The 17,452-nt window shown below is 71.9% G+C and carries 16 protein-coding genes; 8 read left to right on the plus strand and 8 right to left on the minus strand.

Annotated elements, in window-relative coordinates; all coding sequences use genetic code 11:
* Window positions 1-76 precede the first annotated feature (76 nt).
* Both ACFVU9_RS11000 and pyk read left to right on the plus strand, forming a co-directional pair.
* Window positions 77-1,318: an acetate kinase gene (locus ACFVU9_RS11000; RefSeq protein WP_380440179.1), complete on the plus strand. Its 1,242-nt coding sequence runs from the start codon at window positions 77-79 to the stop codon at window positions 1,316-1,318.
* Window positions 1,319-1,412: 94 nt separating this feature from the next.
* Window positions 1,413-2,840, plus strand: coding sequence for a pyruvate kinase (gene pyk / locus ACFVU9_RS11005; protein ID WP_380440177.1), 1,428 nt, complete (start codon window positions 1,413-1,415; stop codon window positions 2,838-2,840).
* Between the two features lie 78 nt (window positions 2,841-2,918).
* Here pyk and ACFVU9_RS11010 read toward each other — a convergent pair whose 3' ends face one another.
* The 4 genes from ACFVU9_RS11010 to ACFVU9_RS11025 form a co-directional block, all read right to left on the minus strand.
* Window positions 2,919-4,394, minus strand: coding sequence for a hypothetical protein (locus ACFVU9_RS11010; protein ID WP_387592103.1), 1,476 nt, complete (start codon window positions 4,392-4,394; stop codon window positions 2,919-2,921).
* A complete protein-coding gene (locus tag ACFVU9_RS11015; protein WP_387592105.1) occupies window positions 4,391-4,957 on the minus strand; it encodes a DUF6114 domain-containing protein in 567 nt (188 codons plus the stop codon). Before ACFVU9_RS11015 ends, ACFVU9_RS11010 begins: the two co-directional genes overlap by 4 nt.
* 131 nt (window positions 4,958-5,088) lie before the next feature.
* On the minus strand, window positions 5,089-5,757 hold the full coding sequence (locus ACFVU9_RS11020; protein ID WP_380440169.1) for a DUF6230 family protein: 669 nt from the start codon (window positions 5,755-5,757) through the stop codon (window positions 5,089-5,091).
* A gap of 697 nt (window positions 5,758-6,454) precedes the next feature.
* Window positions 6,455-7,462 carry a tetratricopeptide repeat protein gene (locus ACFVU9_RS11025; protein ID WP_387592109.1) on the minus strand — a complete coding sequence of 336 codons (1,008 nt, stop codon included), beginning with the start codon at window positions 7,460-7,462 and terminating at the stop codon, window positions 6,455-6,457.
* A 426-nt stretch (window positions 7,463-7,888) separates the two neighbouring features.
* Between ACFVU9_RS11025 and ACFVU9_RS11030 the strand changes: the two genes are divergently transcribed.
* Window positions 7,889-8,533, plus strand: coding sequence for a TetR/AcrR family transcriptional regulator (locus ACFVU9_RS11030; RefSeq protein WP_380440193.1), 645 nt, complete (start codon window positions 7,889-7,891; stop codon window positions 8,531-8,533).
* A gap of 76 nt (window positions 8,534-8,609) precedes the next feature.
* On the opposite strand, the gene ACFVU9_RS11035 is transcribed toward ACFVU9_RS11030, so the two are convergent.
* The 3 genes from ACFVU9_RS11035 to ACFVU9_RS11045 all read right to left on the minus strand — a co-directional run bounded on the left by ACFVU9_RS11035 (window position 8,610) and on the right by ACFVU9_RS11045 (window position 11,522).
* Window positions 8,610-10,295: a methylmalonyl-CoA mutase gene (locus tag ACFVU9_RS11035; RefSeq protein ID WP_387592112.1), complete on the minus strand. Its 1,686-nt coding sequence runs from the start codon at window positions 10,293-10,295 to the stop codon at window positions 8,610-8,612.
* A 259-nt stretch (window positions 10,296-10,554) separates the two neighbouring features.
* Window positions 10,555-10,896 carry a DUF3817 domain-containing protein gene (locus ACFVU9_RS11040; RefSeq protein ID WP_329927945.1) on the minus strand — a complete coding sequence of 114 codons (342 nt, stop codon included), beginning with the start codon at window positions 10,894-10,896 and terminating at the stop codon, window positions 10,555-10,557.
* Between the two features lie 77 nt (window positions 10,897-10,973).
* Entirely contained in the window at window positions 10,974-11,522 is a 549-nt protein-coding gene (locus ACFVU9_RS11045) for a MarR family winged helix-turn-helix transcriptional regulator (protein ID WP_380509457.1), read from the minus strand.
* A 497-nt stretch (window positions 11,523-12,019) separates the two neighbouring features.
* Between ACFVU9_RS11045 and ACFVU9_RS11050 the strand changes: the two genes are divergently transcribed.
* A complete protein-coding gene (locus tag ACFVU9_RS11050; protein WP_387592116.1) occupies window positions 12,020-13,657 on the plus strand; it encodes a M4 family metallopeptidase in 1,638 nt (545 codons plus the stop codon).
* Between the two features lie 216 nt (window positions 13,658-13,873).
* Here the strand turns inward: ACFVU9_RS11050 and ACFVU9_RS11055 are convergent, their stop codons facing one another.
* Window positions 13,874-14,185, minus strand: a complete 312-nt coding sequence (locus ACFVU9_RS11055) for a DUF3817 domain-containing protein (protein ID WP_380496789.1) — start codon at window positions 14,183-14,185, stop codon at window positions 13,874-13,876.
* 249 nt (window positions 14,186-14,434) lie between these two features.
* Between ACFVU9_RS11055 and ACFVU9_RS11060 the strand changes: the two genes are divergently transcribed.
* The 4 genes from ACFVU9_RS11060 (at window position 14,435) to ACFVU9_RS11075 (ending at window position 17,430) form a co-directional block, all read left to right on the plus strand.
* Window positions 14,435-15,229 carry a DUF2127 domain-containing protein gene (locus ACFVU9_RS11060; protein WP_380496788.1) on the plus strand — a complete coding sequence of 265 codons (795 nt, stop codon included), beginning with the start codon at window positions 14,435-14,437 and terminating at the stop codon, window positions 15,227-15,229.
* 58 nt (window positions 15,230-15,287) lie between these two features.
* A complete protein-coding gene (locus ACFVU9_RS11065; protein ID WP_387592119.1) occupies window positions 15,288-15,926 on the plus strand; it encodes an AIM24 family protein in 639 nt (212 codons plus the stop codon).
* Window positions 15,926-16,576 carry an AIM24 family protein gene (locus ACFVU9_RS11070; protein ID WP_380440157.1) on the plus strand — a complete coding sequence of 217 codons (651 nt, stop codon included), beginning with the start codon at window positions 15,926-15,928 and terminating at the stop codon, window positions 16,574-16,576. Before ACFVU9_RS11065 ends, ACFVU9_RS11070 begins: the two co-directional genes overlap by 1 nt.
* A gap of 119 nt (window positions 16,577-16,695) precedes the next feature.
* Complete coding sequence (locus ACFVU9_RS11075; RefSeq protein ID WP_380440191.1) at window positions 16,696-17,430, plus strand: AIM24 family protein; 735 nt, start codon at window positions 16,696-16,698, stop codon at window positions 17,428-17,430.
* Window positions 17,431-17,452: the final 22 nt, after the last annotated feature.

Below are 17,452 nucleotides of genomic sequence, written 5' to 3' on the forward strand. Positions count from 1 at the left end.
TGAGCGAGCGCAGCGAGCGAATCATCAGCGGGTGCGTGTTTCGCGAAGCGACCACCGAGCGCAGCGAGGTGGACGCATGAGTGAAGGAACGCGTGTCCTGGTCCTGAACGCCGGCTCCTCGTCGGTCAAGTACCAGCTGATCGACATGCTCGACGGCGCCCGGCTCGCCTCCGGGCTGGTCGAGCGGATCGGCGAGCCGAGCGGCCGGCTGGTGCACACCCCGCGCTCCGGCGAGCGGCGCGAGAGCCTGCAGACCTTCCCGGACCACTCCGCCGCGCTCAAGGCCGTCGCCGAGGAACTCGCCGCCGACGGCGTCGGGCTGGACTCCCCGGAGCTCGCCGCGATCGGCCACCGCGTGGTGCACGGCGGCAAGCGGTTCACCGAGCCGACCGTGCTCACCGACGAGGTGCTCCGGGAGATCCGCCGGCTGATCCCGGTCGCGCCGCTGCACAACCCGGCCAACATCACCGGCATCGAGGTGGCCCGCGCGCTGCGCCCGGACCTGCCGCAGGTGGCCGTCTTCGACACCGCCTTCCACGCCTCGATGCCCGAGCCGGCCGCCCGGTACGCGATCGACAAGGCCGTCGCGGACGAGCACCGGGTGCGCCGCTACGGCTTCCACGGCACCTCGCACCAGTACGTCTCGCGGGCCACCGCCCGGCTGCTCGGCAAGGACCCGGCCGAGGTGAACGTCATCGTGCTGCACCTGGGCAACGGCGCCTCCGCGTCGGCCGTCGCCGGCGGCCGGTGCGTGGACACCTCGATGGGCCTGACCCCGCTGGAGGGCCTGGTCATGGGCACCCGTTCGGGTGACATCGACGCGGGCGTGGTGTTCCACCTGCACCGGGTGGGCGGCCTGTCGATCGACGAGATCGACGACCTGCTCAACCGCCGCAGCGGCCTGCGCGGCCTGTGCGGGGACAACGACATGCGCGAGATCATGCGCCGCGCGGACGAGGGGGACGCGGACGCGAGGCTCGCGTTCGACTCCTACGTCCACCGGCTCCGCAAGTACATCGGCGCCTACTACGCCGTGCTCGGCCGGGTGGACGCGATCGCGTTCACCGCGGGCGTCGGCGAGAACGCCGCACCGGTGCGCGCGGCGGCCACGGCGGGCCTGGAGGAGCTGGGCATCGCGGTGGACCCCGAGCTGAACTCCGTGCGCTCCGGCGAGCCCAGGATCATCTCGCCGGAGTACGCGCGGGTGGCGGTCGCGGTGGTGCCGACCGACGAGGAGCTGGAGATCGCCCGACAGGCCTTCGCCCTCGTGCACCGCCGGGACCAGGAGGCGCAGGGAACCCACGGGTCCGAGGACTGACACTCCGTCGTCTCGGTCCGCGGAATCCTTCGTCGGCGATTCCTCACGATTCGTGCCGAATGCACCCATAACACGAACGGATAGACTGATCCATATGCGCCGAGCGAAAATTGTCTGCACCCTGGGTCCGGCGACGGACTCCTACGAACAGCTGAAGGCCATCGTCGAAGCGGGCATGAACGTCGCCCGACTGAACATGAGCCACGGCACCCACGCGGACCACGAGGAGCGGTACCGAAAGGTCCGCCAGGTCTCGGAGGACACCGGCAAGGCCATCGGCGTCCTGGCCGACCTCCAGGGTCCCAAGATCCGTCTGGCGACCTTCGCCAACGGCCCGGTGACCGTCGACAACGGCGACGAGTTCACCATCACCACCGAGGACGTCCCCGGTGACCAGCACATTTGCGGCACCACCTACAAGGGCCTGCCCGGCGACGTGAAGCCCGGCGACCCGATCCTGATCAACGACGGCGTCATCGCCCTGGAGGTCGTCAGCGTCGACGGCCCGCGGGTGAGGACCGTGGTGGTCGAGGGCGGCGTGCTCTCGAACAACAAGGGCATCAACCTGCCCGGCGCGGCCGTGAACGTGCCCGCCCTGTCCGAGAAGGACAAGGACGACCTGCGCTTCGCGCTCCGCCTGGGCGTCGACATGATCGCCCTGTCCTTCGTCCGCAACGCGGACGACGTCAAGGACGTCCACGAGGTCATGGACGAGGTCGGCATCCGCGTGCCGGTCATCGCCAAGATCGAGAAGCCGCAGGCCGTCGAGGCCATGGAGGAGATCGTCCTCGCCTTCGACGCGATCATGGTCGCCCGCGGCGACCTGGCCGTGGAGTACCCGCTGGAGCGGGTCCCGCTGGTCCAGAAGCGCCTGATCACGCTGGCGCGCCGCAACGCCAAGCCGGTCATCGTCGCCACCCAGATGATGGAGTCGATGATCCACGCCTCGCGCCCGACCCGCGCCGAGGTCTCCGACGTCGCCAACGCCATCCTGGACGGCGCCGACGCGGTCATGCTGTCGGCCGAGTCGAGCGTCGGGAAGTACCCGGTCGAGACCGTCCGCACCATGAGCCGGATCTGCGAGAAGGCCGAGGAGGAGCTCGTCGGCCAGGGCCTGCAGCCGCTCAACCCGGGCCGCAAGCCGCGCACCCAGGGCGGCTCCGTCGCCCGCGCCGCGTGCGAGCTGGGCGACTTCCTGAACGGCAAGGCGCTGATCGCGTTCACCAAGTCCGGCGACACCGCGCGCCGGCTGTCCCGCTACCGCTCGCCGATCCCGGTGATCGCGTTCACCCCGGACTCGGCCACCCGCAACCAGCTCTCGCTGAGCTGGGGCGTCGAGTCGTACGTCACCGAGCAGGTGGCCACCACCGACGCGATGGTCGCGCAGGTCGACCGCGAGCTGCTGAAGATGGGCGAGCTGTCCGAGGGCGACACCGTCATCGTCACCGCCGGCGTCCCGGTCGGCATCCCCGGCACCACCAACATGGTGCAGGTGCACCGCCTGGGCTCGCACGGCGAGTAGTCCGCGCCGCACCGCCGAACGCCCGTGGGGCGGCTCCTCCGCGACGGAGGGCCGCCCCACGGGCGTCGTGCGTTGCTCCTACTTGTCGCTGTAGGGGGCGTTGTCGTTGAACAGGTGCATCCCGGGGATGTGCAGCGTGCCGCCGAACTGGCCGGCCTGCTTGGCGGTCACCCCGGTCAGCTCGATGTCCAGCGGGATCGGGACCGAGCCGATCAGGTCGTACAGCCAGCGCGGCAGGGTGTCCGGGGTGAGGGTGATCTCGCCCAGGTCGATCGGGATCGGCAGGCCCAGCAGCTTGGACAGGTGACCGGACAGCCGCTCCACGTACATGGTGACCGCGCCGTCGCGCATGGTCGAGGTCGAGCCGGGGGCGCCCTGGACGTGGAACGTCACGCCGTTGCCCTCAAGAGTCGACATGTCGAGGTTCTCGATGTCGACGCTCGACACCACGAACTTCAGCACCCGCTTGGTGCCGGTCGGGGTCCTGACGTCGTAGACGCCGTGGAAGGCCGCGCCGTGCAGGCCGAGGCGGCTGGTCTGCAGCGTCCAGTTCTGCTCCGGGACGACCTGCTCGCCGGGCGCCGGGGCAGCGGTCAGGCCGCGGGCGTCCACCGCGCAGTTCGGGTTCGCGGTCGGGGAGCCGGAGGCCGACGGGGACGCCGAGGACGACGGCGCCGAGGTCGAGGCGGAGGCGGACGGCGTGCCGGACCCGGACGGCGCGGCCGAGGCACTGGACGACGGCGCCGGCTTGGTGGGCGCCTTGCCCGTCGCGGGCGGCTTCGGGGCCTGGGTCACCGTGCCGCCGCCGGGCACCTGCGGGGACGGCTGCGCCTGCGGCTGGGTCTGCGGCTGGGGCTGGGTCGGCGGCTGCCCGGGCTGGACCGGGGCGCCGACCCGCGGGGCGGGCGCGGCGGGCGCCGGGGTGGTCGCCGGGGCCGGGGTGGCGGTCGGCGACGCGGAGGGCGTCGGGGACGCCGAACCACCCGGGTTCAGGAGGTTGCCGATCCCGCCGAGGATGTCGTCGATCAGCCCGGCCTGGGACGCCTTGGCCGTCCCGTTCGGGTCGCCCTGGTAGACCGCGCTCACCGCGCCCGCACCGCCGTTGGCAGCGGACCGGACGGCCGGCGCGGTGGTCGCCGTCGACGTCGGGGCCGTCGGGGCGGCGGTCGGCGTCTTCACCGGCGCGGACGGCTGCGGGGTGGGCGCGGCCGTCGGGGCCTGCGTCGGGACGCCCGTCGCAGCGGCGCTCGCCCCCGCGGTGGGCGTGCCGGTGGGCGTCGCGGACGGACCGGGCGGCGGCGCGGGCAGCTCGCTCTTGGGCACCGGCGTCTCCTGGACCGACGAGACGTCCGGCACCGCCACGGGGGCGGTGGGGCACGCCTTGCCGGCCGTGGACTCGGCCGACGCCGGGTTCGGCGTGTAGGCGGCGGCCATCAGCAGCGCCGTCGGCACCGCGGCCATGGCCAGCGCCCGGCCCCGCAGCCGGACCCGGACGGGCGTCCGCGGAGCGGCGTGGCGCCCGGAGCGCTTCGCTTGGTCGTCGCCCGTGCTCACCGCGCCTCCCCCGGGTCCGCCGTGGCGGCCTGCTCCCCCGGCACGGCCTGGGCGGGCAGCTTGGCCGTGGGCGCCTCGGCGGCAGCGGGCTCTTCGGCGGCGACGCTCTCGGCGACGACGCTCTCGGCGACGGCGTTCTCGGCCGCAGCCTCGGGCTCCGGCAGCGGCGCCCAGGAGACCAGCAGCCCGCCACCGATCAGACCCGGCAGCAGCGCCATGCCGAAACCGGCCAGGTTGGACATCGGGATCGAGACCAGCGTCAGCAGGATGGTCGCGATGCCCGCGAAGACCCGGACGGCCGGCTGGAACCACCCGGTGATCCCGAGGATGATCATCAGGATGCCGATCAGCAGCGACCCGGCCCCCGCCGTGGTCGACATCGCGATCGTCACGCTGCCGAGCGCGAGGTGCGCGTAGGGGAAGTACAGGATCGGGACGCCGGCGATCATGGCCAGCAGGCCGCCCCAGAAGGGCCTGGTGCGGCGGAACGCGCGGAAGTGCCGCCAGAGCCACCCGATCGCGTTCTGGTGGCCGGTCCGGGTTTCGACCGTTGCGCTGGACATGGTGCAGCTCCTCGACATCGCTACGAGGGAAGAACGATTGGCAGGAGGCCGGGAACGACGGTGACCCGCCGCCCCCGGCCCGAGAAGACCCGTCACTCGGGCGTGCCGGCCGGCACGCCGTCAGGCGAGGCTCAGAAGCACTCGTTGCCCGCGCCGTCGCCCTGCTTGAGCGACAGGTGCAGGCCGCTGAGGACGAAGGTGCCGGCCGACGTGGCGCGCGCGGTCTGCTGCACGTTGTCCAGGGTGGCCGTCCTGGCGGCCTGGGCGAAGCCCATGGCGCCGGTCGGCAGCTTGTCCCCGGTCGCCTTCCCGACCACCGGGTGGGGGTGCCAGCTTCCGACGGCGGGGCCGGTCAGGGCAGAGGCGTCCTCACCGATGTTGATGTCCTGGAAGGTCGCGTCGGCCTTCAGGTCCTCCAGGTCGATGAGCAGCTTCTCGGCGTGCACCGGCGTGCTCCCCTCGCCGCCGGCGTTCAGCTGAAGCGTGATCTTGCCGAGGCCGAAGCCGCTCAGGTCGGTCACCACGGACTGGCACAGGTTGGTGATGTCGGCCTTGTCGAAGGCCGAGACGGCCACCGGGTGCAGCTTGCCGCCGGCCTCGACGTCGACGGTGCCGAACTGGGAGAAGCCCTCGCCCTGGAGGTGCGTGGTGTGCACCTTGAACTCCTGGCCGGAGATGCTGAACGAGGCGGCGAGCGCGCTGTTGGCAATGGAGAAGCCCACCGCGGCGGTGGCCGCGATGCTCGGCACCATCACCAGGGCGAAGCGCTTCCAGCGGGTCTTGCCGTAGGTCTTGGACATGCGAGTCCTCCTTCTGGGACGTACATCTCCGGCTCCCCGGCGGCGCCTCCGGCACCGGTGGGGGCCTGGGATGGGAGAGAGCTACGTCCTCGGTAGCGGAGAGCGCGCGTGTCGTCGGACGCGGGAGCGGCCTGCGTGGAGCGGCACTCCCGTCCCTGGACCGGCCGTCCTTGTGGGGCGGCGGGCAGGACCGGCGACATCGGCGATCACCCCCGAGCGACAACCAGCGACCGCGCAGGGCACGCGGCCGGTCGAAGGACAGGAACCGCCGTGGGACCGCGGATACCCCCCTGCCCTCCCTACCGCCGGCCGTGGCCGGCGGATCACCCGGTGGGGATCCCGCGCTCCCCGTGGCCGACCGGCTGTCGGGGGAAGGAGTCTGGGACCGGGCGTGGCCGATCGTGCTTGAATCCCGGGCGAAGCACAAGAGGTGCCTTACTGACGGGTAATGCAACAGTCGGTGGCGTCGATCATGAACTCGGCCCGATCCGCACCGTGCGTGACGTCGTGCAGGAATCGTGTTGGCGAAATCCCCCGGAAACACCGCCGAAACACCCGTGGGTGGTCACACTTGGTGACCACCCACGGGTGAAATCAAGATTTGGTAAACGTCGGCCGGGTTGACCGGATTGTCGCCAAATCACCAGCGACACCGCAGGTCACCCGCCGTGCCAGACGCACCACCCGGCACGCGGGCTCAGAAGAGCACGCGCGCCAGCCCGGCGCGGGCCACCACGACGCGCGGGTCCTCCGCGCCGATGACCTCGAAGAGTTCGAGCAGGCGCAGCCGGACGGTGTCCCGGTCCGCGCCGAAGGTCTTGCCGACGGTGTCGATCAGGCGCCCGAAGGCGTCCTCGACGTGGCCGCCGACCAGGTCCAGGTCGGCGGCCCGGAGCTGCACCTCGACGTTCTTCGGGTCGGCCGCGGCGGCCGCCCGGACGGCCTGGAGGTCCAGGCCCTCGACGCGGTGCAGGAGTTCGGCCTGGGCCAGGCCCAGCTTGGCCTCGGTGTTGCCGGGCTGGTCGGCCAGCACGTTCCGGTAGGCCTGGATCGCGCCGGCGAGGTCGCCGCGGTCGAGCGCGTCGTGCCCGGCGGCGAGCGCCGGGTCCTCGAAGCGCTGCGGGGCGCCGGCCGGACCGGCCTCGCCGTCCGCGGTGCCGGGGGCGGCCTGGCCGCCGACGATGCCGAAGCGCTGCTCGGCGACGAGGATCAGCTGGTCGAGGACCTTGCGGACGTTGGCCGCGCTCTCCGCGCCCTGGAACAGCGGCACGAGCTGGCCGGCCACGACGGCCATCACGGCCGGGATGCCCTGGATGCCGAACTGCTGGGCCAGCATCTGGTTGGAGTCGACGTCGATCTTGACGAGGACGAACCGGCCGGCGTACTCCTCGGCCAGGCCCTCCAGGATCGGGCTGAGCTGCTTGCAGGGGCCGCACCACTCGGCCCAGAAGTCGATGACGACCGGCACCTCGGCGGAGCGCTGGACGACCTCGGTCTCGAAGGTGTCCTCGGTGACGTCGATGACGAGCTCGTAAGCGGGCTCGGCGGGGGCAATGCCGGCCGCCTCGGCGGCGGCGGCCTGGCGGGCCCGCTCGGCCCGCGCCTGCTCGGCCTTCTGGGCTGCCTCACCGGCCGCCTTCACGGCGGCGAGGTCGACCGCACCACGCAGGGCGGAGCTGTTCTGACGCGAATTCCGTGGCTGCATGGCACCATCCTCCCCCGTCCGCGCCGCCCGCGAGCACCAACCTCGGGAAAGTCGTCCCGCGCGGGCTGCGCGGTGCCTCTCCCCGGAGCGCCGTGCGCTCCCCCCAGTAGCCTGCTGCCTCCGGTGCGGATCCCCACCCGCACCCGCGCCGTTCCCGTCCCACGGGATCCGGCGCCCGGTTGTCACTGCTTTCGCTACGAGTCGTAGCGTAACTGGAGCGAGTGGCCCGCCCGCAAGCCCCACCGGCCGTTCCGTGACGTGACCTGCCCCACTTTCGCGGACCGCCCGGCTGTCCGAAGTGCCGGACAGTCGCTACCGTTACCAGCCCCACCCAAGTTACTAACCAGTAGAGTGCAAGGAGGCCCGGTGCCGGCCGCCCAGCCCCCCGTGAGCCAGCCGACCGCCGCGAACCCGTCCGCCACGGCGCTGCCGGCGGCCCCGGGCACCCCGGCGGAGGCCGTCACGGTCCGGGCCAAGGGGCGCCCGCGCAGCGCCGCCGCCGACCTCGCGATCCTCGACGCCACCCGCGAGACGCTCGCCGAACTCGGCTGGGGCGGGCTCACCATGGGCCACGTCGCCACCCGCGCCAAGGTCGCCAAGACCACCCTCTACCGCCGCTGGCCGTCGAAGAACGAGCTCGTCGTGGACGCCGTCGCCAGTCTCTTCGACGAGCTCGTGATGCCCGACCTCGGCAGCCTGCGGGCCGACATCGAGGCCGTGGTGGCCCAGTTCGCGGACCTGCTGGCCCGGCCCGAGACCCAGGCCGCGCTGCTCGCCCTGTTCGCCGAGGGCACCCGCGACCGGCAGCTGCGCCGGCGGATCCGGGAGGCCATCGTCGACCCGCAGAAGCGGCTGGTCCGCCAGGGCCGGGCGGCGGCCCAGGCGCGCGGCGAACTCGCCCCGGACACCGACCCGTCGGCGGCCGGCGAGGAGATCGACATCATCTTCGACACCATCGCGGGGACGGTCGAGCACCGCGTCCTGGTCAGCGGGGAGCCGATCACCCCGGAGTGGACCCGCCGCTTCACCAGCCTCCTGCTGGGCCCCTTCCCGAGCCTCGCCACCGACTGACGCGGGGCATGCCGGAGCCGTCCCGCGCCCATGGCGTGCGGGACGGCTCCGGGAAGAGAACCGGCCGGAAGACCTGTCAGAAGGCCGCCGTCTCCTGGTAGGTGCCCCACTCCTGGCGCAGCACGTTGCAGATCTCGCCCAGCGTCGCCTCGGCGCGGACCGCGTCCAGCATCGGCGGGATCATCGACTCGCCGGAGCGCGCCGCCGCGAGCATGGCGTCCAGCCCGGCCCGCACCGCCGCCTCGTCCCGGGCCGCCTTGCGCTCGGCGAGGACGCGCACCTGCTCGCGCTCGACCTCGTGGCTGACCCGCAGGATCTCCAGCTCCGGGGTGACGCTGCGCGGGTGGCAGTTGACGCCGACCACGCGCTTGTCGCCCTTCTCCACGCCCTGCTGGTACTGGAAGGCGGCCTCGGCGATCTCGCCGGTGAACCAGCCCTCCTCGATCCCGCGCAGGATGCCGGCCGTGATCGGGCCGATCTCGTGGTCCTCGCGGCCCTTGTCGAGGATCCGCTGGAAGATCACCTCGGCCTGCTGCTCGATCCGGTCGGTCAGCGCCTCGACGTACCACGAACCACCCAGCGGGTCGGCCACGTTGGCGACGCCGGTCTCCTCCATCAGCACCTGCTGCGTGCGCAGGGCGATCTCGGCGGCCTGCTCGGAGGGCAGCGCCAGGGTCTCGTCCAGGGCGTTGGTGTGCAGCGAGTTGGTGCCGCCGAGCACCGCGGACAGCGCCTCGACGGCGGTGCGGACCACGTTGTTGTACGGCTGCTGCGCGGTGAGCGAGACGCCGGCGGTCTGGGTGTGGAAGCGCAGCCACTGCGCCTTGTCGGTCTTCGCGCCGAAGCGGTCGCGCATCCAGCGGGCCCAGATCCGGCGCGCGGCACGGAACTTGGCGATCTCCTCGAAGAAGTCGAGGTGCGCGTCGAAGAAGAACGACAGGCCCGGCGCGAACACGTCGACGTCCAGGCCGCGGGACAGGCCCAGCTCGACGTACGCGAAGCCGTCGGCGAGGGTGTACGCCAGCTCCTGCGCGGCCGTCGCCCCGGCCTCGCGGATGTGGTAGCCGGAGACGGACAGCGGCTTGTACGCGGGGATGCCCTTCGCGCAGTACGCCATCAGGTCGCCGATCAGGCGCAGGTGCGGCTCGGGGGCGAAGAGCCACTCCTTCTGGGCGATGTACTCCTTGAAGATGTCCGTCTGCAGGGTGCCGTTGAGCACCGCCGGGTCGACGCCCTGGCGCTCGGCGGCGACGAGGTACATGCAGAAGATCGGGACGGCCGGGCCGCTGATGGTCATCGAGGTGGTGACCTCGCCGAGCGGGATGCCGGCGAACAGCACCTCCATGTCGGCGGCCGAGTCGATGGCCACGCCGCAGTGGCCGACCTCGCCGAGCGACTTGGCGTCGTCGGAGTCGTAGCCCATGAGGGTCGGCATGTCGAAGGCGACCGAGAGGCCGCCGCCGCCCGCCTCCAGGATCATCCGGTAGCGCTCGTTGGTCTGCTGCGCGTTGCCGAAGCCGGCGAACTGGCGGATGGTCCAGGTGCGCCCGCGGTAGCCGGTGGCGTGCAGCCCGCGGGTGAACGGGTACTCCCCCGGCCAGCCGATCCGCTCGAAGCCCTCGTACGGCTGCCCGGCCGGCGGGCCGTAGGCCGGCGCGACCTCGTCGCCGGAGAGGGTGGTGAAGTCCGCGTCGCGCTTGCGGGCCGCGTCGTACCGCTGCTGCCAGCGCAGGCGTCCGCGCTCGATCTCCTCGGCGTCCATGGGCCGAACTCCGCTCCGTACGGCCGCCACGGCACCGGGGCGGCACAGCTATTAGGACGTCCTACTAATTTACTCGGACGTCCTACTACTTGTCGATGGACGAACCGGGGCAAGCGGGTGGACATCGCGGAGATCCCCCGGGAACGGGAGGTCTCCCCGGGAACAGGGGGCCTCCTCGGGAACGACGGAGGGCCCTCCTCCCCGCACCGGGGAGGAGGGCCCTCGAAGGTTCCGTCGTCGCTGCGCGCCGCGTCCGCGCTCAGACGCCGGCCGGCTGGCGGGCGTCCGACCCGGCCGGGAGGCTCGCGGCGGCCTCGCGGGCCACCCGGCGCTCGAAGACGAAGGAGAGGAACGGGATGCAGCCGGCCGCCAGGGTCAGCACCAGCCGGCCGAGCGGCCACTTCAGCTTCTGGCCCAGCAGGAAGGTCACCACGAAGTAGCCGATGTACAGGTAGCCGTGCAGCATCGCGACGTACGTCGTCACGTCCTCGCCGGTCTGGAACCCGTACTTCGCGACCATGAAGCCGCAGAACACCAGCAGCGCCACACCGGTCGCGACGGCCAGGGCCCGGTACCAGCCCAGCAGGGGGGTCGCCTTCATCTTCTACATCGCCTCGTTCGGCTGGATCGGCCGGTACGTCCGGATCTGCGCACCGCTCCGAACGAGGGTAGCCGTCCTCACGGCCGCGCCGGCGCAGGCCCCTCGTCGGCTTCGTCACCCTCGTCGGCGAAGTCCCCGGCGGCGACCCGCAGCGGCCGGAGCAGGTCGAACACCTGCCGGCACTGTCCCGCGTCGTACTCCTCCAGCCCGAACTCCATCGCCATGAGCTCCCGGGTGGCCTCCTCGACCACCTCGCGGCCGCGCGCGGTGATCGAGGCGAGCACCCCGCGGCCGTCCAGCGGGTTGGGGCGGCGGGCGACCAGGCCGGCCCGCTCCAGCCGGTCGACGGTGTTGGTGACGCTGGTCGGGTGGACCATGAGCCGCTCGCCGATCTTGGAGAGGGACAGCTCGCCGGTCCGGCTGAAGGTGAGCAGCACCAGCGCCTCGTAGCGGGCGAAGGTCAGCCCGTACGGCTTGAGCACCGCGTCGACCCGGGAGAGCAGGATCTGGTGGGCGCGCATGATCGAGGTGATCGCCGCCATCGAGGGGGCACCGCCCCAGCGGCGGGTCCAGAGCTCGTCGGCGCGGGCGATCGGGTCGAAGTCGAGTGCGAGGGGCTTGGCCACCTCCTTACCGTACCGGCGGAACGGACGTGTGCTACCAGCCGTCCTGATGCTGGACAAGCGACGGTGCGTGGCGGGATCCCGCCAATCGGGCGGGCAGGTCCATACCTGGACATTGCGGCGGTGTGTCGGCCCGCCAACGCGCGGTCACGACACGGCCGCTGACGCCGAATCAGCGGTTCACCCCGCTATCAGGCCTCGGTTCGGGCGGTAACCCGCTGAAAGACGGGGTGATTCGCCGGTTTTGTCGGCCCGTTCACAATGCTTCGCCCTGGCGGGACTTGGCCAATTCATGAACCAGACCTGTCATTTCGTTTGCTCGATTGTCATGCTTTCGGCCAACCCCGTTCAGCGGCCACCACCCCCACCCATCGGTGCGCCGCCGTCCGCCGCACGGGGTTGCCCAGCACGTCAGCGCCCGTTCCGCCCCCAAGGTGCCGACCCCGGCCCCCGGGACGCGGCGTGACCGCGCACCCGCGGTTTCCCGGAAGGACTCGCACGTGAAGCGAAAGCTCGCAGCCGTCGCCGTACTCTCCGCCACCGCCCTCCTGACCGGCGTCGTCCAGGTGGGCACCGCCGCCGTGGCGACCCCCGCGCCCGCGCTCCAGGCGCAGGCCGCGCAGCAGTACGCCGCCGCGCTCGCGCTGGCCGGCGGCCAGGCCGGGCCGCTCGGCAAGGCCCTGGCGCTCGGCGGCCAGGAGCAACTCGTCGCCAAGGACGCGGTGGTGGACGCCGACGGCACCCGCCACCTGCGCTTCGAGCGCACCTTCGCCGGACTGCCCGTGCTCGGCGGCGACCTGGTGGTCCACCAGAGCGCCGGCGGCGCCGTCGAGTCGGTCGACAAGGCGATAGCCGCCCCGATCGCGGTGCCCAGCCTGACCCCGGAGATCCCCGCCGACCAGGCCGCCGCGCAGGCGACCGGCGCCGTGCAGTCCACCGTCGGCGTCACCACCGACAAGGACGAGTCCCCGCTGACGGCCGTCCACCAGACCGGCAAGCCCGAGCTGGTGATCTGGGCCTCCGACGGCAACCCGCGCCTGGCGTACCGGACCACCGTCGAGGGCGAGCGCGCCGACGGCACCCCGAGCAGCCAGCTGCTGGTCACCGACGCGGCCTCCGGCGAGGTGCTGTCCACCCACGAGCAGGTACAGACCGCCGCCGGCACCGGCACCGGCGTCTTCGTCGGCAAGGTCCCGCTCACCACGACCCAGACCACCGGCGGCTACTCGCTGAAGGACGCCGGCCGCGGCGGGCAGTCCACCGTCAACATGAAGAACCGGACCTCGGGTTCGGGCACCCTCTACGCCAAGTCGACCAACACCTGGGGCAACGGCAGCGCCGGCAACGGCGAGTCCGCCGCCGTGGACGCCCAGTACGGCGCGGCGGCCACCTGGGACTTCTACAAGAACACCTTCGGCCGCAGCGGCATCAAGAACAACGGCGTCGGCGCGACCAGCCGGGTCCACTACGGCAGCAACTACGTCAACGCCTTCTGGAGCGACACCTGCTTCTGCATGTCCTACGGCGACGGCGCGAGCAACACCCACCCGCTCACCGAGATCGACGTGGCCGGCCACGAGATGACCCACGGCGTCACCTCCGCCACCGCGGGCCTCAACTACTCCGGTGAGTCCGGCGGCCTCAACGAGGCCACCTCCGACATCCTCGGCACGATGGTCGAGTGGTACGCCAACCTGCCCTCCAACCCGCCGAACTACTGGATCGGCGAGCTGATCAACCTCAACGGCGACGGCACCCCGTTGCGCTACATGGACCAGCCCAGCAAGGACGGCTCCTCGGCCGACTCCTGGTCGTCGGGCGTCGGCAACCTGGACGTCCACTACTCGTCCGGCGTCGCGAACCACTTCTTCTACCTGCTGTCCGAGGGCAGCGGCGCGAAGACCATCAACGGCTTCAGCTACAACAGCCCGACGTCCAACGGCTCGACGGTCACCGGCATCGGCCGGGACAAGGCGGCGCAGATCTGGTACCGCGCGCTGACCGTCTACTTCACGTCCACCACCAACTACGCGAGCGCCCGCACCGGCACCCTCAAGGCGGCGGCGGACCTGTACGGCGCCACCAGCGCCGAGTACAAGGCCGTCGCGGCCGCGTGGAGCGGCGTCAACGTCAACTGACGCACGGCGCCCCGACGAACGGCACAGGGCCCTGCGGACGTCCGAACGTCCGCAGGGCCTCTTCTTGGCCAATCCCCCGAGGCGCTCTGTTCTTCCCGGCCGCGACTTGTCATGCTTCTGTCGGAGCCACCCCCGGAAACGGCGACAGGCTGTCGCGGCCCTTGGGAGAGGAGGCCGCGACAGCCTGTCGACCGGCTGCGCGTGGGACGGAGGGCGTCAGGCGGCGGCCGGCTGCAGCTCCCCGCGCTCCTCCTTGCCGAGCATCCGCTCGGCGAAGAAGCCGCCGGTCGGCAGCACCGCGAGGACGAACAGCAGGACGCCGCGCTTGGCGTCCCACTTCTGCGCCTGCCACGCCTGGATCCAGAAGACCACGTACAGGATGAACAGGATCCCGTGGACCATCCCCATCACCGGGACGGCGTCGAAGCTGGTGGTCCGCTTCAGCACCGAGCAGATCAGCAGCAGGATGAACGAGACCCCTTCGGGGCCGGAGACCAGGCGCAGGCGGTGGACGGCGCTGCTGTTCACGATGGATACCTCGATGCGGGGGTCGGAGATCGCTTGTGAACCCGCTCACAAGCCTCCGGCCATTATCACCGAGCACACGTCCGAACCGGCCGCCGGGGTGCCCGGCAGCACGCCAGGGGTGCCCGATGTCACAACCGGGCCCCAGAACCGCGCCGCGCCGGGCGCCGCGCCGCCCGCTGCCCCTATCCTGCTGCCCGCGCGCCCGGCGAACCGGGCGCCGTACGCAACGCACGACGGGGGTAGCCACCGATGTTCAAGCGGGACTGGGACCGAAGGACCTGCGCCAAGCGCGGGCACGTGACCTACGCGCCGGCCGAGCCCGAGCTCGCCGCCCGGCTGCACGCCGCGACCGCGCTCGGCGACGCCTGGCGCTGCCTGCGCTGCGGGGACTTCGCCCTCGGCGCCCCGCACGGCTCCGGCCCCGCCGGGAACGCCCCCCTGGTGCCGCGCGGCAAGGCCCTGCGCGACATCTTCATCCTGCGCTTCCTGGCCGTCGAACGGATCCTGCGCGGCGTGCTGATCCTCATCGTCGCGTTCGGCGTCTGGAAGTTCTCCAACAGCCAGGACGCCGTGCACCGGGTCTTCGACCAGGACCTGACGGTCTTCAAGCCGGTCACCGACCACTTCAACTGGGACATCGAGCACTCCCCGATCGTCGACACGATCCGCAAGACCTTCGACTACAAGAAGAGCACCCTGGTGATCGTCGCCGGTGCGCTGGTCGCCTACGCGCTGATCGAGATCGTCGAGGCCTTCGGCCTGTGGCTGGGCAAGCGCTGGGCCGAGTACCTGACCGTCATCGCGACCGCCGCCTTCCTCCCGCTGGAGGGCTACGAGCTGCACGAGAAGACGAGCGTGCTGAAGATCTGCACGCTGCTGCTCAACATCGCCGCGGTGGTCTGGATCATGCTCTCCAAGCGGCTGTTCGGCCTGCGCGGCGGCGTGGTCGCCTTCGAGGCGGAGCGCCACTCGGCCTCGCTGCTGGAGGTCGAGGAGTCGGCCGGCACGGTGCCGCCGTCCCGGGGCGCGCACGCCCGCACGTAAGCCGGACACGCCCCGGGCCCCCTCCCACTGCCACGGCCGCTCCGGTTACATTGCGGCCGTGGCACAGTTCAGACTCCAGGGGTCCCGGGTGCTCGCCGTCGAGCTGGCGGGCGACGCCGTGAAGGCCAGGAACGGTTCGATGGTCGCCTACACCGGGCAGATGGCCTTCAAGAAGCTCACCGGCGGCGGTGACGGCCTGCGCGGCATGGTCGCCAGACGGCTGACCGGCGAACAGATGGAAGTGATGGAGGTCAAGGGGCAGGGCACCTGCTACTTCGCCGACCGGGCCACCGAGATCAACCTGGTCCGGCTGACCGGCGAGGTGCTGTACGTCGAGGCGGACAACCTGCTCTGCACCGAGGCCGCCCTGCGCACCGGCACCACCTTCACCGGGCTGAACGGCGTCTCCTCCGGCAACGGCCTGTTCACCACCAAGGTGGAGGGCCACGGCTGGGCCGCCGTCACCTCGAACGGCCCCGCCGTCGTCCTGCGGGTCGGCAAGGACATGCCGCTGCGGGTGGACCCGGGCGCGTACGTCGCGCACACCGGCAGCCTGCACCGCAGCCTCAAGTCCGGCGCGGGGTGGACGACGGCGATCGGCGAGGGCGGCGGCGAGGCCGTCCAGGTGGAGTTCACCGGCGAGGGCCTGGTGTACGTCCAGCCCTCCGAGAAGCACACCCCCGGAGGTGACGTCTGATGGCCTTCCGGCAGCTCAACGGCAAGCTGGTCGAGGCCCGGGTGCTGCCCGGACAGCGGCTGTTCAGCCAGCGCGGCGCGATGATCGCGTACACCGGGGACGTCCGCTTCACGCCGGACATCACCGGCGGGCAGGGCGGCGTGCTGTCGATGATCGGCCGCCGCGTGGCGAACGAGGACACCCCGCTGATGACCGTCGAGGGCCAGGGCACCGTCATGTTCGGCCACGGCGGCCACCACGTGCACGTGATCGACCTGACCGGGGACACCCTGTTCGTCGAGGCGGACCGGCTGCTGGCCTTCGAGGGCTCGCTGCGCCAGTCCACCGCGTTCCTCGGCGCGCAGGGCGGGGTGATGGGCGTCGTCCGCGGCCAGGCCACCGGCCAGGGGCTGTTCACCACCCGGCTGGACGGGCACGGCGCGGTCGCGGTGATGGCGCACGGCGGCGTCTTCGAGCTGCCGATCGTCCCCGGGCAGCCGGTGCACGTCGACCCGCAGGCCTACGTCGCCCACCGCGGCGAGGTGCGCAACCGGCTGTCCACCGCGCTGGGGTGGCGCGAGTTCATCGGCCGCGGTTCCGGCGAGGCGTTCCAGCTGGAGCTGGACGGGCACGGCGCGGTGTACGTCCAGGCGAGCGAGGAGAAGCTCTGATGACCCACCCGCCCCAGCCGCCGTACGGCCCGCCCTCGTACGGGCAGCCGGCGTACGGCCGGCCCGAGTACGGGCAGTCGCCCTACGACCAGCCGACGCAGCCGGGCCTCGCGATCCCGATGCCCACCCAGTACGACCTCTCGGTGCCCCTCCCGGAGCCGCGGGACGGCGCCGGCCCGGTGGTCCACGACGCGTACACCCTGCCGGTCGACGACAACGTCAACCCGTACGCGTTCTCGGTCGACCTCAACGGCTCGTACTTCCTGCAGAAGGGCAAGATGATCGCCTACTACGGCGACATCTCCTTCCAGGGCGTCGGCGCCGGCGCGCTCGACCGGATGCTCAGCCTGCACTTCAACTCGCCGCTGCACGCGGCCGATTGGGTCGTCGCCCGGGGCCGCGGCAAGCTGCTGCTGGCGGACCGCGCCTACGACCTCAACTCCTACGACCTGGATGACGGCAACCTGACCGTCCGCTCGGGCAACCTGCTCGCCTTCGACCCCGCGCTGCGGCTCAAGCAGTCGATCGTCCCGGGCTTCCTGACCCTGCTCGGCACCGGCCGGTTCGTCGCCGCGTCCAACGGCCCGGTGCACTTCGTCGACCCGCCGATCCGGGTGGACCCGCAGGCGCTGGTCGGCTGGGCGGACTGCCCCGCTCCCTGCCACCACTACGACCACGACTACCTGCACGGCGTGGTCGGCGGCCTGCGGCGGCTGACCGGCATCGGCGGGGTGTCCGGCGAGGAGCACCAGTTCGAGTTCGTCGGCGCCGGCCAGGTGCTGCTGCAGTCCACCGAGCGCGTGGTGGCCGGACGGCCGGTCGGTCTCGTGGGCGCCGAAGGGTCGGTACCCTGAGCCGGACGACGTTTCGCCCCGT

Origin of the sequence: Kitasatospora sp. NPDC057936 (assembly GCF_042887525.1) — a bacterium.
GTDB lineage: Bacteria > Actinomycetota > Actinomycetes > Streptomycetales > Streptomycetaceae > Kitasatospora.

Coding starts and splice junctions, on each gene's coding strand:
- ACFVU9_RS11000 (WP_380440179.1), top strand. CDS start 77: ATGAGTGAAGGAACGCGTGTCCTGGTCCTGAACGCCGGCTCCTCGTCG.
- pyk (WP_380440177.1), top strand. CDS start 1,413: ATGCGCCGAGCGAAAATTGTCTGCACCCTGGGTCCGGCGACGGACTCC.
- ACFVU9_RS11015 (WP_387592105.1), bottom strand. CDS start 4,957: ATGTCCAGCGCAACGGTCGAAACCCGGACCGGCCACCAGAACGCGATC.
- ACFVU9_RS11020 (WP_380440169.1), bottom strand. CDS start 5,757: ATGTCCAAGACCTACGGCAAGACCCGCTGGAAGCGCTTCGCCCTGGTG.
- ACFVU9_RS11025 (WP_387592109.1), bottom strand. CDS start 7,462: ATGCAGCCACGGAATTCGCGTCAGAACAGCTCCGCCCTGCGTGGTGCG.
- ACFVU9_RS11035 (WP_387592112.1), bottom strand. CDS start 10,295: ATGGACGCCGAGGAGATCGAGCGCGGACGCCTGCGCTGGCAGCAGCGG.
- ACFVU9_RS11040 (WP_329927945.1), bottom strand. CDS start 10,896: ATGAAGGCGACCCCCCTGCTGGGCTGGTACCGGGCCCTGGCCGTCGCG.
- ACFVU9_RS11060 (WP_380496788.1), top strand. CDS start 14,435: ATGTTCAAGCGGGACTGGGACCGAAGGACCTGCGCCAAGCGCGGGCAC.
- ACFVU9_RS11070 (WP_380440157.1), top strand. CDS start 15,926: ATGGCCTTCCGGCAGCTCAACGGCAAGCTGGTCGAGGCCCGGGTGCTG.
- ACFVU9_RS11075 (WP_380440191.1), top strand. CDS start 16,696: ATGCCCACCCAGTACGACCTCTCGGTGCCCCTCCCGGAGCCGCGGGAC.